This window comes from Halorubrum gandharaense (assembly GCF_054654575.1).
Genome location: NZ_BAAIET010000001.1, coordinates 371,371 through 385,009, shown reverse-complemented (window position 1 = coordinate 385,009; position 13,639 = coordinate 371,371). Strand labels below are relative to the sequence as shown.

Below are 13,639 nucleotides of genomic sequence, written 5' to 3'. Positions count from 1 at the left end.
GCGCGCCGCGTCACGACGCCGTGGCGTTCGCGACTACCACTTCTTGTACGGCAGAAACTTCCCCTCGTAGGTGATTCGGACGCGGTCCCCATCCGGGTCCGTCACGCGGTCGACGTGGCACTCGAAGTCGATGGCGGACATGATCCCGTCGCCGAACTCCTCGTGAACCACCGCTTTGATCGCGTCGCCGTAGACGTACGGCACCTCGTGGAGGCGGTAGAGCATGGGGTCGGAGGGGACCGTCGGGTCGTCGTCGCCTTTTCGGGGCGGGCGCTGGACTGCTTCCTGCACCTCGTCGGCGTCCTCGGGGTCGAGGAACTTGACTAGGGCGTCCGCCTCGGCAGCGTCGGCGCTGGTCTCGCCCATCACGAGCGCGGCGGTCCACACCTCGTCGCGGCCGACGGCGTCGGCCACCTCGGCGAAGGTGGCGTCGGCGTCGTGTTTGGCGGCGAGCAGTCGCTCCGTGGCATCCTCGCGAGTGACCATGTCGATGTGCGCGGAGCGAACGGTCCTAAAAGGGACGGCCGATGGCAGGGGGCGCTACAGCTCCGAGACGAGGTCCTCGAGCGCGGCGGCCGGGTCCTCGGCCTTCGCAACGCCGGACGCGAGCAGGACGCCGCTCGCGCCGAGCTCCTGTGCGGCGGCCACGTCCGAGCCCGTGGAAACGCCCGCACCACAGTACACGTCGACCTGCGGGTCGATGGCGTCGGCGGCGCCCACGGCTCCCTCGACGATTTCGGGGTCCGCAGTGGCGACGCTCACGTCGCCGCCGATCAGCTCCGGCGGTTCGACGGCTACCGCGTCGGGGTCGAGCGCGGCGGCGGCGCCGACCTGCGTGGGGTTGTTCGCACAGACGCACGTTTCCAGATCCGCGTGTTCGGCCGCTCGGAGGGCGTTGTCGATGTCAGCGAGCTTCAGTCGCTTTTCGGAGTGGTTGATGAGCGTCCCCGTGGCGCCGTTGTCGGCGACCGCCGCCGCCAGCGTGGAGCCGGTGTGAGAGCCGTAGGAGTTCGGCGAGACGTGCTGGGCCCACGTCTCGACGCCGGTGTCCGCGACGCGCGAGATGTCCGCGGCCTGCGGCGACACTGCGATGCGGACGCCGGACGCCTCGCTCACGTCGCGCGCGGCGGTCGCGACCTCGATCGGATCACACGGATACGCCTTCAGATTGACCAGGATGAACATACTCGTATGCGAGTACCCAATGGCAAATAGCTTCACACTCCGGCCAGCGTTCACTCCCTGCCAGTCCTTTGGTAACGAAGCGCATGGCTTTTATCGCAGACACACGAATCATCTTGTAACTCCACTGAGTGGGGTGGTGTACTGGAATGTCTCTGATAGAGCTGATCGCCGGGGTAGAGGCCCACGAGGCCACGCTCACGGTGTTTAACCCCCGGTCGGGGGATGCGGCCTCCCTGTCCGACCACTTTGCCGACCGAAACGTGAGCGTGGAGGCGACGACGACGGACGCCGACCCCGAGCGGTTCGCGGTACTGTCGCGCGACGGCGAGTTCGTCACGGCGGTCGACGTGGCGGAGCTGCTCGCCCCCCGCGAGAGGACGACGCCGGCGTTCGCCACGGAGCCGTACCGCCCCGTTCTCGACCACCTCGACGAGACGCTGTTCACCTCCTACACCACCCGCGACATGGTGGCCGCGTCCCGCGAGATCGAGGACCGCGCTTGGCGGATGGGACACGGCGAGCTCCACGCCGGCTTCCAGACGCTCTCGGTGCTCGGAGGCGAAGCCGAGACGTACAACCGCCTCGGCGAAGCGCCCGCGCTCGACGTTCACGCCTACGCTGCGCCGGAGGGCGAGCTCCCCGATGCGGAGTCGGTCACGGTCCACGTCGAGCGCGCCCCCGAGATCCGCGAGACGTGGTTCGTGGCGTACGATGGCGACGGCGTCGACGAAGCCAAATGCGCCCTCCTCGCCGAGGAGCGCGAGCCCGGGCGCTTTTACGGCTTCTGGAGCTACGACCCGAGCACGGTCGACTACATGATCCGACATCTCACGGAGACGTACGGACCGGCGGAGACGCCCGACGAGGGCGGCGCGACGGTTTGAAACGTGGGACTCTGTAGCGTTCTCAGCAGCTGACACCTGTCGACCAGACACCCAGTTGAGTGACTGCGGGAGTGGGTATTGCAAATCGCCGCCGGCGATAGAGTATATAAACTGTCGAGAGTGGCAGTGACGCCTCTCTTATAAATGGAGGCGCGGTGCGGTGGCGCGCCCGGCGAGCGCCCGCGGGGCGCTCGTCGGCGCGCGAGGGAGGTTGGCGGCGGCCGCGGCGGTGCGGTGCGGTCCCGCGGCCGCCGTCAACCGAGGCTGGGGAGGCGTGAGGTGCGGTTGCGGGGTGGGGCTCAAAGGGGCAGCCGGCTCCGGGACGACGGGCGACGTAAGCACTTTTCAGGGCGTCGGGCTGTGCGGAGAGACGCCCTGAAAAGCGCGCAGCGAGCCCCTCGACCGGAGCCGGCTGGGGCTTTTGCAGGTGGTCCTCACGTTCGTAGAACCAGCAACTCACCGAACAAACGGGACTTATAAATGGCAAGTAACACGGTTCACACTCTACTTATAAATGCCGCACCCACACACCTGACACACCCACTCCCGTCATCGATCACGAAGGAGCCTCGGTAGGCCGGGGGTTTCGGACATCGTTGTCCCCCATGAGTGGTCTTCCAACGGTTTACAGGATCGACCGGTCCGAAAAAGCGGCTCCGTGTGGTGGTTCGGCGTCAGTCCTTCCGCTTGACCACGTCGCCGAGCGTCATCGTGCCGGAGTCGCCGGAGTCCCACTCCTCGTCGACGTCGCCGCCCTCGACGAGGGAGATCTCCAGCGCCTTCTCCAGTTTTTGCTGGATATCGTCGGTGGGGAGCGTGTCGCCGCGCTCCAGTTTGCGGATCAGACTCGCCTTCTCGTTGAGCCCGTCGGCGAGCTCCTCCTGGCTCAAGCCGGCGGCCTCGCGGGCCTTTCGGATGCGGTCGTCGTAGTCCGTCGCGATCTCCTCCATGTCGTCGAACATGTCGCGGGGGCGGGGGGAGCTGCCCGAGGAGCCCGAGGAGCCCGACGAGCCGCCGGAGGAGCCCGACGAGGACTTCCCGGAGCTGGAGCTCGTCGAGTACTTGCTCCCGGCCGAGGAGGTCGACTCGTCACGGACCTCCGTGCCGAAGTCCGTACAGGAGCTACACAGCTCCAGTTCGGCGCCCTCGACCTTCGTCGTCGTCAGCGAGGCCTGGTCGGCGCCACACATTTCACACTGAGGCATAGCCGTGGGTAACGCGTCCGTTCGTATAAAGGGTGCGCCGGCGCGGTGCCGGCGGCCGCGTGCGAACTCCCAGGCGTCGCTGAGAAACGGCAACTGGCGGGTGGTGCCGTCTCCGGTACCGACTTACCGTCGGGGATGAACAGGCCGATATGGACGTTCACGTCACCCACTCGGACGTGCGGGGGACCACCCGCGCGCCACCCTCGAAGAGCTACACGCACCGCGCCCTGCTCGCCGCCGGCTACAGCGACGGCGCCACCGTCACCTCGCCGCTGGTCTCCGCGGACACGAAGGCGACCGCCCGCGCAGTCGCGCGGTTCGGCGGCGACGTGGAGCGCGACCGCGAGGCCGGCGCCTTCAGGATCGACGGCTTCGATGGCCGGCCCGAAGTGCCCGACAACGTCATCGACTGTGCGAACTCCGGGACGACGATGCGGCTCGTCACGGGCGCCGCCGCGCTCGCGGACGGCGGCACCGTGCTCACGGGGGACTCCTCGCTCCGCTCGCGACCACAGGGTCCGCTTCTGGAAGCGCTCGACGACCTCGGCGTGCGCGCCGAATCGACGCGGGGCAACGGGCAGGCGCCGCTCGTGGTGTTCGGCCCGCTGGCCGGCGGCGAGGTCGCCATCCCCGGCGACGTGTCCTCGCAGTACGTCACCGCGTTGCTGATGGCCGGCGCCGTGACCGGCGAGGGGATCGAGATCGAGCTCACGACGGAGCTGAAGTCGGCGCCGTACGTCGACATCACCCTGGAACTGCTCGATGACTTCGGCATCGAGGCGACGCCCGTCGGCAGCGAGACGGCCGAGGGCGCGGAGGGGTTCTCCGTCCCCGGCGGCCAGACGTACGAGCCCGCGGGCGGCGAGTACGCGGTTCCCGGCGACTTCTCGTCCATCTCGTACCTCGCGGCCGCCGGCGCGGTCGCCGCCGACCCCGACGGTGAGGTCCGGATCGAGGGCGCTCGCCCGAGCGCGCAGGGCGACTCCGCCATCGTGGAGATCTTGGAGCGGATGGGCGCGGACATCGACTGGGACGAGGACGCCGGCGTCATCACGGTCCAGCGGTCCGAGCTCTCGGGTGTCGAGGTCGACGTGGGCGACACGCCCGACCTGCTTCCCACCATCGCGACGCTCGGGGCGGTCGCTGACGGCGACACCCGGATCGTCAACGCGGAGCACGTCCGGTACAAGGAGACCGACCGCGTGGCCGCGATGGCCGAGGAGCTGGCGACGCTCGGCGTTGAGACCACGGAGACGACCGACACGCTCACCGTCCACGGCTCCGACAGCGAACTCGTGGGTGCGACCGTCGACGGCCGCGGTGACCATCGGATCGTGATGTCGCTGGCGGTCGCCGCGCTCGCCGCGGAGGGGACGACGACCATCGCGGGCGGCGAGCACGTCGACGTCTCGTTCCCCGACTTCTTCGGAACGATGTACGACCTCGGCGCGGATATCGAGCGAGAGGACTGAGCGGATTCGGTTTCTCTCGGGCGGATCCTCCGCGTTCGTCGGCATCGAACGCCACGGGAGATACCGTCACTCGCGGCCGGCTTCACACCTTATAAGGCGCCCGGCGGCGAACGTGCCGGCAATGGAACTCGGTTCGCGGGACGCCTTCACCCGGATGGGGACGCTCGGCATCGAGGAGGAGTTCTTCATCGTCGATGCCGACGGCCGCCCCACCTCCGGAATCGACGACCTCGTCTACGGGAGCGACCCGCCGGCCGCCATCCCCGACGGGTTCGACCACGAGCTGTTTAAGTGTACCATCGAAACGCAGACGCCGCTGATAGTGGACCCCGATTCGGCCGGCGACCACCTGCGGACCGTTCGGGAGGCGCTCGTCGACCACGCCGCCGAGCACGGCTACCAGGTCGCGGCCGCCGGCCTCCACCCGCTGGCGAAGTGGCGCGAGCTCGACCACGCCGAAAAGCCCCGGTACCGCTCCCAGCTGGAGCGGATCCAGTACCCCCAGCACCGCAACACCACCGCGGGGCTGCACGTCCACGTCGGCGTCGATGACGCCGACAAGGCGGTGTGGGTCGCCAACGAGCTCCGGTGGTACATGCCCGTCATGCTGGCGCTGTCGGCGAACTCGCCGTTCTGGAACGGCTTCGACACGGGGCTTGCCTCGGCCCGCGCGAAGATCTTCGAGAATCTCCCGAACACGGGAATTCCGTCGGCGTTCGCGGACTTCGACGCCTTCCAGCAGTACGAGCGCCGGATGGTCGAACACGGCTCCATCGAGGACCGCGGCGAGCTCTGGTTCGACGTACGCCCCCACACCGGCCACGGCACCGTCGAGATTCGCGCGCCCGACGGCCAGCGCGACCCCGAGGTGTCGTTGGCGTTCGCGGAGTACGCGCACGCGCTCGTCGTCGACCTCGCCGAACGCTACGAGGACGGCGAGTCGGGGGCGGACCTCCGCCGGGAGATCCTCGACGAGAACAAGTGGCGTGCCACTCGTCACGGCCACGACGCGTCGTTCATCGCGCACGATGGCGAGGGAGAGGTGTCGCTCGGCGAGGTCGTCGACCGAGAGTGCGACCGGCTCGGCATCTCCGGCATCCGCGAGGTGTACGACGGCGAAAGCGGGAGCCAGCGCCAGCGCCGGATCCGCGAGGGGTCCGGCGTCGAGGCGCTCGCCGCCGACCTCCTGCTGGCCGACGAGTAGCGCGAGCGATTCCGCCGTCGCGACTATCTTCCGTTGTCGCGGCCACCTTCCGTCGGATGTGAGACGACGAGAAACCCTTTTCAGCGCGGAGAGCCGACTCGGGGTATGAGCAAGGACGAGGAGCACGCTGACGAGGAGTCTCCCACGGAACGAACGCGCGAGGAGCTCCGCAAGACGAAGGAGAAACTCGGCGAGGGGGCCGACAAGGCGGTGAAGGGGTTCGACGACAACGTCGTCGACCTGCTTTCGTGGGTGCTGGACACGGAGACGCGCGCACGGATCTACGTCTTCCTCCGTGAGCACCCCGACAGCACCAGCGAGGAGGTCGCGGACGGCACCGGCCTCTACCCGAGCACCGTGCGGGAGGCGCTCGCCGAGCTCCACGACGAGGGGAAAGTCGAGCGTGGCAAACGCGAGTCCAGCGGGGCGGGCAACAACCCCTACGAGTACGAGGCGATCGCCCCCAGCGAGCTGGTCCGCGGCGTCGTCGGCGACGTACAGCGCGAGCTCAACACCGTCTTCAACCTCGACCGCCGTCTCGGCGGCGAGGACGAGGCCGGCGACGCGGAGCCCGTGCAGATCTCCGTCGACGACACGGACGATGAGGACGAGGGCGGCGATGCGGAAGATGTGGAGGACGCTGCGGAGGATGCGGAGGACGACACCGCGGCCGATGACGCGGACGACAACGACGACTCCAAACGCGACGACTAATCGACCCCGCTTCGGGACCTTTTAAGGCCCGCCCCCGCCACGTTCCCGCATGAACGTCGCGCTGGGTGGCACCTTCGACCCCATCCACGACGGCCACCGGAAGCTCTTCGAACGGGCCTTCGAGATCGGCGACGTGACCGTCGGACTCACCTCCGACGAGCTGGCGCCGAAAACGCGACACGTCGAGCGCTACGTCCGTCCGTTCGAGGAGCGGAAACGCGACCTCGAATCGGAGTTGGCCCCCATCGCGGAGAGATACGACCGAGAGTTCGAGATCCGCGAGCTCGACGAGCCCACCGGCATCGCCACCGAGCCGGAGTTCGACGCGCTGATCGTCTCCCCGGAGACCCGCGAGGGCGGCGAGCGCATCAACGAGATCCGCACCGACCGTGGCCACGATCCGCTGGAGATCGTCGTCGTCGACCACGTGTCCGCCGAGGACGGCAAGCGGATCTCCTCAACGCGTATCGTCAAAGGCGAAATCAACCAGCACGGCGAGCTCACACCCGACCGTGAGGGGCGGGGGGCGACGCGCCCGGAATGAGCGTTCCTCGTGCGGTTCTTCTCGGCGACGCCGGCGTCGAACGCGCAGCCGTGTGGAGCGTCGTCGGCTTCGGGCTCTCGTACGTCGCGTTCGACGCCGCCGCAGTCCTCGGGACGCCGCCGACCGAGTGGATGGCGCTCGGCGCCGCCCTGCTTGCCGCGCTCGGAACGGTGGCGTTCGGGCGCGTCGGCGGCGGAGCGCTCCCCTGTACCCTGTTGGCGTACGGGCCGTTCGCCGGCGTGCTCCTCCGAACGCTCGACCCGATCGTGTTCGCCGGGACGCCCCTCGCGGCCGTCGAGCCGGCGCTCGTCGCGCTCGCCGGCGCGGTCGCCGTCGGGCTCGCGGGCTACCTCGTCGGACGACTGGTGACGTCACTGGGTGGCCCGGATGGCGCGAACGGATCGCAGGAAGCGTAGTCAGCGAGTGAAGGAGAAGCAAGACTGCATCGACGGCGGACGCGAACGACGCCGTCTGAGACGGGCGTTGGGAGCGCTACTCGTTTTTGAACGATGCGGTGTACACTAAGAACGCGCCGGTGAGAAGGATAAACGAGAGGAACGTCACCAGCGCGAGCACGTTCGCGAACGGGTCGAGCGGGTTGAGAAACTCCTGACCCGTCGTGTCGAGGACCAGTACCGCGAGCAGCGCCGCGATCAGACCGAGCAGCCAGTTCGTAAGGACGCGTTCCATGGAGGGTCATCTCTCCCATCCCTCAAAAACCCGATGGGGATTCGCCGTCGGCCCCCGGAGCTTTGTTCGCTCACTCCGAACGGCCCCTGTGAGCGACGAGAGCGACGAGAGCAGCGAGACGGACGAGACGACCCTGTGGCTGCTCGGCGACCGCCTCGACCCGCCGGCGGACGCGCTGGCGCGAGCCGACGAGGTGCTGTTGGTCGAGTCACACGAGTTCGCCGCCCGGCGGCGGTATCACGCCCACAAGCTTACGCTGGTGTTCTCGGCGATGCGCCACTGCCGGGACCGCCTGCGCGATCGCGGCCACGACGTGACGTACCTGCGTGCGGACTCCTTCGGCGAGGCGCTCGACGAGTATCTCGGCGACCATCCCGCCGACACGCCCACACTGGAGACGACACGTCCGACCGCGGAGCGGGCCGCCGACCGCCTCCACGGGCTGGTCCGCGAGTGTGGGGGCACGCTCGAATTTCGCCCCGACGACCGCTTTTTCACCGACCGCGCGGACTGGGGGGAGTTCGCCGGCGACGACCGGGATCCGGACCGCACGTATCGCCAGGAGGACTGGTACCGTCACGTTCGACGGGAACACGACATCCTGATGACGGGCGGGGAGAGGGGGGACGACTCCGAAGATAGTGACCCGGAACCGCTCGGCGGCGAGTGGAACTACGACGACCTGAACCGGGAGACGCCGCCCGACGACTGGGAACCGCCGGCCCCGAAGCGGTTCGAGCCGGACGAACTGACTCGCGAGACCCACCGGTGGGTGGTGGAGACGTTCGAGACGTGGGGCGAGTCGTCGCTCGACGGCTTCGGCTGGCCCGTCACGCCCGCGGAGGCGAGGGAGGCGCTCGACGACTTCATCAAGCGGCGGCTCCCCTCGTTCGGCCGGTATCAGGACGCGATGGTTGGCGGGGAGCCGTTCGTTTCACACTCGCTGTTGTCGCCCGCGCTCAACCTCGGGCTGCTCGACCCACGTCAGGTCGTCGACGCCGTGGAGACGGGGTACGCCGAGCGCGGCGTCGAGCCGGGGGCGTACGACCCCGTCCGGGACGGAACGCCGGCGGCGGGGACGACCGCAACGCTCGACGAGTTCGGTGGCGGATCCGACGAGCGCGACGACGGCCACCTGCCCATCCCCCTGAACGCAGCGGAGGGGTTTCTCCGTCAGGTGGTCGGCTGGCGGGAGTTCGTGCGCCACGTCTATCGCGAGCGGATGCCGGAGATGGCCGCGGCCAACCAGCTTGACCAGACGCGGGACCTGCCGCCGGCGTTCTGGGACGGCGAGACGGAGATGCAGTGTCTCTCCGAAGCCGTCAGCCACGTTCGCGAGTTCGGCTACGCTCACCACATCGAGCGGCTGATGGTGCTGTCGAACGTCGCGCTGCTGTACGGGACGGAGCCCGCCGAGCTCACCGAGTGGTTCCACCTCGGCTTCGTCGACGCCTTTCACTGGGTGACCACGCCGAACGTCGTCGGCATGGGGTCGTTCGGCACCGACGCCCTGTCGACGAAGCCGTACGCGTCCTCGGGGAACTACGTCAACCGGATGAGCGACCACTGCGCGGACTGCTCGTACGCGGTTTCGCGCACGACGGGCGAGGGCGCGTGTCCACTCAACGCGCTCTACTGGGACTTTCTCGCGGAGAAAGAGTCGGAGCTACGGGAGACCGGCCGAATGGGGCTGATGTACTCGCATCTCGACGACAAGCGCGAGGCCGGCGACCTGTCGGCGATCCGCGAGCGCGCCGCCGCGCTCCGGGAGGGATTGCGGGACGGTGAGGTGTAGCGGGGGGAAGCATGCGGTGTGGCCGACCGGCGGTGCCGGCCTCGTGTCGCCCAACTGACCGACGGCGCCGCCCCGGTGGCGCCGCAGTCGAACGGCGGCGCTGTCGCTCGCGAGTGTGAATAACACGACGCGTGGTTCGCGAACTACTCCGTACCGGCCGAGTTACAGGCGCGTGAGATTCGTGGCACGCGGACCCTTGTCCGCCTGCTCGATGTCGAACTCCACTTCCTGTCCCTCCTCGAGATCCGGACCGCCGATGTCTTCCATGTGGAAGAACACGTCCTCGTCCGATTCGTCAGTCTCGATGAAACCGTAGCCGCCAGTGTCGTTGAAGAAGTCGACCTTGCCTTTCGCCATCGCATCCACACAAACACGCATCCGGGAAATAAACGTTGTGGCGATTTCGGAGCGGATCAGCGGCGTTCCGCGAGGCGTTCGTCGGCGTTCCGTGGGTCCTCGCCGGCGTGCTCGCAGGTTCCTCGCCGGCGTCCGCCCGATACGACCCTGCCCCTCTTCCAGTTGGCTTGGCTCTGTTGAAATCCTCAGGAGGTGACAAATTCTGGCCCGGCTCCGGTCTATACAGGATCCTCGATGAGTGACTGCGGGAGTGGGTATTGCAATTCTTCGCCGGTGAGGTGGTATATAAATGGACGAGAGTTACAGTGACGCCGCCCTTATAAACGGACGCGCGGTGCGGTGGCGCGCCCGGCGAGCGCCCAGCGGGCGCTCGGCGGCACGCGAGGGACGCCGCGAGCGGAGCGAGCGGCGAGGCTGGGGAGGCGTGAGGTGCGGTTGCGGTGCCGTGCGGGGTGGGACTCAAAGGGGCAGCCGGCTCCGGGATGACGGGCGACGTAAGCACCGCAGCGGGCGGTGCCGAGAGCGAGGAGCGCAGCGAGCCCCTCGACCGGAGCCGGCTGGGGCTTTGCAGGCGGCCCTCACCGGCGAACTCCCGGCGACTCACCGATCATTCACACCTTATAAACGAACTACGACACCATCTACGACCTACATATAAATGCCATCTCCACCCACGTACAACACCTACTCCCGACATCGATCAACAAGCACTCTTCAGCGTCTGTTTCAAGAAAGGATATGTCTGAAGAATGAGATTTCAACAATGCCGTTAGATTTGAAAACCAAAATCTAACCTCTTCAGAACATTTGTTTCGAAGCTTGATGGCGGATAGAGATGGGGTTAGACAATCACAACCGGCATGAATAGGGAACCCGTACATACAGCTATCATGAGCACACGCCGCGCACATCTGGAGATCGGCGGCATGTCCTGTTCGACCTGTTCGGGGGCGGTCGCCGAGGCGGTGGAGGCGCTCGACGGCGTCGAGGAGGCCGCCGTCAACTTCGCCACCGACGAGGGGACGGTGACGTACGACCCCGAACGGGTGAGTCTCGCGGCGATCTACGACGCCGTGCGCGAGGCGGGATACGACCCGGTCTCCGAGACGACGAGCGTCGGGATCCGCGGAATGAGCTGTTCGACCTGCGCGGAGACGAACGAGGAGGCGATCGGCGAGCTCCCCGGGGTGATCGCCGTCGATGTCAACGCCGCCACCGACGAGGCACACGTCGAGTACAATCCAGTCGACGCGAGCATCGAGGACGTGTACGCGGCCGTCGAGGACGCCGGCTTCGAGCCGGTTCGCGAGACGGAGGGCGCGTCGACCGCCGAGCGCGAGGAGACCCGCAAGAGCGCCGCCGAACGGGAGCTCGCCCGTCAGCGCCGGCTCGTGATCGGTGGGGGGATCCTCACGCTCCCGTTCTGGTACCTGATGGGAGCGATGTTCGGCCTCTACGCGATGCCCGGCGACGTTGCCGGCGTCGACTTCGGGTGGGTCGAGTTCGCCCTCGCGACGATCCTCATGGGGACGCTCGGCAAGGAGTTCCTGTTCGGGGCCTGGCGCGCGTGGTCGAAGAGTCGGGACGTGAACATGGACACGCTCGTCGCGATCGGCACGTCGGCCGGCTACCTGTTCAGCACGGCCGTGATGGTGGGACCGCTGGTGGGCGCACCGCTCGTCGGCGACCTCTACTTCGAGGCGGTCGCGTTCATCCTCTGGTTCATCACCGTCGGCAACTGGCTGGAGGTGCGCTCGAAGGCCCGCGCCAGCGACGCGCTCCGCGAGCTCCTCCGGATGAGCGCCGAGGAGGCGACGCTCGTCGACGAGGACGGCACCGAGCGAACGGTCCCGGTCGAGGAGATCGCCGTCGGCGACGTGATGAAGGTGCGCCCGGGAGAGAAGATCCCGACCGACGGCGTCGTCCTCGAAGGGGAGTCCGCCGTCGACGAGTCGATGCTCACGGGCGAGTCCGTCCCGGTCGAGAAGGCGCCCGGTGACGAGGTCGTCGGCGCCACCGTCAACGAGAACGGCGTGCTGCTCGTCGAGGCCACGAAGGTCGGGAAGGACACCGCCATTCAGCAGATCGTCGAGCGGGTCCGGGAGGCGCAGTCGCGTCAGCCGGACATTCAGCGCGTCGTCGACAAGGTGTCCGGCGTGTTCGTGCCGGTCGTCATCATCAACGCGCTGTTCTGGGCGACGGTGTGGGCGCTGTTCCCCGGCCCGCTCTCGACGTTCGTCTCCGCGCTCCCGCTGTGGGAGCCGGTCGGCGGCGGGCCGGCCGCCGGCGGCGTGAGCGTCCTCGAGTTCTCGATGGTCGTGTTCGCGTCCGCCGTCCTCATCGCCTGTCCCTGCGCGCTCGGGCTGGCGACGCCCGCGGCGACGATGGTGGGCTCCACCATCGCCGCCACCAACGGCGTCCTCTTCAAGGGCGCCGACATCCTCGAACGCGTTCGCGACGTGGACGTGGTCGTTTTCGACAAAACGGGGACGCTCACCCACGGCGAGATGGAGCTGACCGACGCGGTCCCCTTCGAGAACGGCGAGCCGGTGGAGTCAGCGAAGTCGGCCGACGGAGGCGGCACGCCCGAGCCGGACGGGAGCGAGACGCCCGCGCCCGACGGCGGCGTCGCAGTCACACCCGACACAGCAGACGCCGCCGACCCCACCACGCGGCTGTTGCTGGCAGCCGCCGGCGCCGAATCCGGCAGCGAACACCCGCTCGGCCGGGCGATCGTCGCGGGTGCTGCCGAACGCGGCATCGACCCCGCGGAGCCGGCGAGCTTCGAGAACGTTCCCGGTCACGGGGTGAAAGCGACGACCGCGGTCGGCGAGACGCTCGTCGGCAACCGGAAGCTGCTGCGCGATAACGGCGTCGACCCGTCGCCCGCGGAGGAGACGATGGAGCGACTGGAGCGCGAGGGGAAGACGGCGATGCTGGTGGCGTGTGACGGAACGCTGCTCGGCGTCGTCGCGACCGCCGACACCGTCCGCGAGAGCGCGCGCGAAACGGTCGCCGCGCTTCAGGACCGCGGCATCCAAGTGTCGATGCTCACCGGCGACAACGAGCGGACCGCACGTGCGGTCGCCGAGCAGGTCGGGATCGACCCCGATCGCGTCCGTGCCGAGGTCCTCCCCGAGGACAAAGCCGACGCCATCGACGCGATCCAGTCGGACGGCAGCCGTGCCGTGATGGTCGGCGACGGCGTCAACGACGCGCCGGCGCTGACGACCGCGCACGTCGGGATCGCCATCGGGTCCGGGACGGATGTGGCGATCGAGTCCGCCGACGTGACGCTGATGCGGGACGACCCGCGGGACACCCTGAAGGCGCTGCGGATCTCCGAGGCGACCATCTCGAAGGTCCACCAAAACCTCTTCTGGGCGTTCGTCTACAACACGACGCTCATCCCGATCGCCTCGCTCGGGCTGCTCAACCCGGCGCTTGCCGGCCTCGCGATGGCCGGCTCGTCCGTGTCGGTGATGACGAACAGTCTCGCATTCCGCCGCTGGGACCCGGAGACGGACTACCACTTCCTGTTGGCCCGCCCGTATTACTGGCTCGTCGGCTGAGTCGGGTGGGCCGGGTG

13 protein-coding genes are annotated in these 13,639 nt (G+C 68.2%); 8 read left to right on the top strand and 5 right to left on the bottom strand.

What is annotated here, in order from left to right; translation table 11 throughout:
- Positions 1 to 33: 33 nt before the first annotated feature.
- Positions 34 to 486 carry a cyanase gene (gene cynS, locus ACYQ07_RS01905; protein ID WP_459876599.1) on the bottom strand — a complete coding sequence of 151 codons (453 nt, stop codon included), beginning with the start codon at positions 484 to 486 and terminating at the stop codon, positions 34 to 36.
- Between the two features lie 54 nt (positions 487 to 540).
- The gene (gene tpiA / locus ACYQ07_RS01900) at positions 541 to 1,185 is read right to left on the bottom strand and encodes a triose-phosphate isomerase (RefSeq protein ID WP_459876596.1); all 645 of its coding nucleotides are present in this window, start codon (positions 1,183 to 1,185) and stop codon (positions 541 to 543) included.
- 146 nt (positions 1,186 to 1,331) lie between these two features.
- On the opposite strand from tpiA, the gene ACYQ07_RS01895 reads away from it, so the two are divergent.
- Positions 1,332 to 2,069, top strand: a complete 738-nt coding sequence (locus tag ACYQ07_RS01895) for a DICT sensory domain-containing protein (RefSeq protein ID WP_459876593.1) — start codon at positions 1,332 to 1,334, stop codon at positions 2,067 to 2,069.
- A 674-nt stretch (positions 2,070 to 2,743) separates the two neighbouring features.
- Here the strand turns inward: ACYQ07_RS01895 and ACYQ07_RS01890 are convergent.
- A complete protein-coding gene (locus ACYQ07_RS01890) occupies positions 2,744 to 3,274 on the bottom strand; it encodes a multiprotein bridging factor aMBF1 (protein ID WP_459876590.1) in 531 nt (176 codons plus the stop codon).
- 149 nt (positions 3,275 to 3,423) lie between these two features.
- Here ACYQ07_RS01890 and aroA point away from each other — a divergent pair, with 149 nt between their 5' ends.
- From aroA to ACYQ07_RS01865, 5 genes are all read left to right on the top strand, one after another.
- Positions 3,424 to 4,746, top strand: a complete 1,323-nt coding sequence (aroA, locus tag ACYQ07_RS01885; protein ID WP_459876587.1) for a 3-phosphoshikimate 1-carboxyvinyltransferase — start codon at positions 3,424 to 3,426, stop codon at positions 4,744 to 4,746.
- Between the two features lie 121 nt (positions 4,747 to 4,867).
- Positions 4,868 to 5,950: a glutamate--cysteine ligase gene (locus ACYQ07_RS01880; protein WP_459876584.1), complete on the top strand. Its 1,083-nt coding sequence runs from the start codon at positions 4,868 to 4,870 to the stop codon at positions 5,948 to 5,950.
- Positions 5,951 to 6,055: 105 nt separating this feature from the next.
- Entirely contained in the window at positions 6,056 to 6,664 is a 609-nt protein-coding gene (locus ACYQ07_RS01875) for a helix-turn-helix domain-containing protein (RefSeq protein WP_459876581.1), read from the top strand.
- 49 nt (positions 6,665 to 6,713) lie between these two features.
- Positions 6,714 to 7,208, top strand: coding sequence for a phosphopantetheine adenylyltransferase (locus ACYQ07_RS01870; RefSeq protein WP_459876578.1), 495 nt, complete (start codon positions 6,714 to 6,716; stop codon positions 7,206 to 7,208).
- Positions 7,205 to 7,624, top strand: a complete 420-nt coding sequence (locus tag ACYQ07_RS01865; RefSeq protein ID WP_459876575.1) for a hypothetical protein — start codon at positions 7,205 to 7,207, stop codon at positions 7,622 to 7,624. The genes ACYQ07_RS01870 and ACYQ07_RS01865 overlap by 4 nt, the downstream gene beginning before the upstream one ends.
- 76 nt (positions 7,625 to 7,700) lie before the next feature.
- Here the strand turns inward: ACYQ07_RS01865 and ACYQ07_RS01860 are convergent, their stop codons facing one another.
- Positions 7,701 to 7,898 (bottom strand): hypothetical protein, encoded by a 198-nt coding sequence (locus ACYQ07_RS01860; protein WP_459876572.1) that lies wholly within the window; start codon positions 7,896 to 7,898, stop codon positions 7,701 to 7,703.
- A gap of 88 nt (positions 7,899 to 7,986) precedes the next feature.
- On the opposite strand from ACYQ07_RS01860, the gene ACYQ07_RS01855 reads away from it, so the two are divergent.
- On the top strand, positions 7,987 to 9,693 hold the full coding sequence (locus tag ACYQ07_RS01855) for a cryptochrome/photolyase family protein (RefSeq protein WP_459876570.1): 1,707 nt from the start codon (positions 7,987 to 7,989) through the stop codon (positions 9,691 to 9,693).
- Between the two features lie 162 nt (positions 9,694 to 9,855).
- Here the strand turns inward: ACYQ07_RS01855 and ACYQ07_RS01850 are convergent, their stop codons facing one another.
- A complete protein-coding gene (locus ACYQ07_RS01850) occupies positions 9,856 to 10,050 on the bottom strand; it encodes a cold-shock protein (protein WP_459876567.1) in 195 nt (64 codons plus the stop codon).
- Between the two features lie 890 nt (positions 10,051 to 10,940).
- On the opposite strand from ACYQ07_RS01850, the gene ACYQ07_RS01845 reads away from it, so the two are divergent.
- Positions 10,941 to 13,622: a heavy metal translocating P-type ATPase gene (locus tag ACYQ07_RS01845; protein ID WP_459876564.1), complete on the top strand. Its 2,682-nt coding sequence runs from the start codon at positions 10,941 to 10,943 to the stop codon at positions 13,620 to 13,622.
- Positions 13,623 to 13,639 lie beyond the last annotated feature (17 nt).

Bases quoted from the DNA above. Each gene is read 5' to 3' on its own strand.
- cynS (WP_459876599.1), bottom strand. From the start codon at position 486: ATGGTCACTCGCGAGGATGCCACGGAGCGACTGCTCGCCGCCAAACAC.
- tpiA (WP_459876596.1), bottom strand. From the start codon at position 1,185: ATGTTCATCCTGGTCAATCTGAAGGCGTATCCGTGTGATCCGATCGAG.
- ACYQ07_RS01895 (WP_459876593.1), top strand. From the start codon at position 1,332: ATGTCTCTGATAGAGCTGATCGCCGGGGTAGAGGCCCACGAGGCCACG.
- ACYQ07_RS01890 (WP_459876590.1), bottom strand. From the start codon at position 3,274: ATGCCTCAGTGTGAAATGTGTGGCGCCGACCAGGCCTCGCTGACGACG.
- aroA (WP_459876587.1), top strand. From the start codon at position 3,424: ATGGACGTTCACGTCACCCACTCGGACGTGCGGGGGACCACCCGCGCG.
- ACYQ07_RS01880 (WP_459876584.1), top strand. From the start codon at position 4,868: ATGGAACTCGGTTCGCGGGACGCCTTCACCCGGATGGGGACGCTCGGC.
- ACYQ07_RS01875 (WP_459876581.1), top strand. From the start codon at position 6,056: ATGAGCAAGGACGAGGAGCACGCTGACGAGGAGTCTCCCACGGAACGA.
- ACYQ07_RS01870 (WP_459876578.1), top strand. From the start codon at position 6,714: ATGAACGTCGCGCTGGGTGGCACCTTCGACCCCATCCACGACGGCCAC.
- ACYQ07_RS01865 (WP_459876575.1), top strand. From the start codon at position 7,205: ATGAGCGTTCCTCGTGCGGTTCTTCTCGGCGACGCCGGCGTCGAACGC.
- ACYQ07_RS01860 (WP_459876572.1), bottom strand. From the start codon at position 7,898: ATGGAACGCGTCCTTACGAACTGGCTGCTCGGTCTGATCGCGGCGCTG.
- ACYQ07_RS01850 (WP_459876567.1), bottom strand. From the start codon at position 10,050: ATGGCGAAAGGCAAGGTCGACTTCTTCAACGACACTGGCGGCTACGGT.
- ACYQ07_RS01845 (WP_459876564.1), top strand. From the start codon at position 10,941: ATGAGCACACGCCGCGCACATCTGGAGATCGGCGGCATGTCCTGTTCG.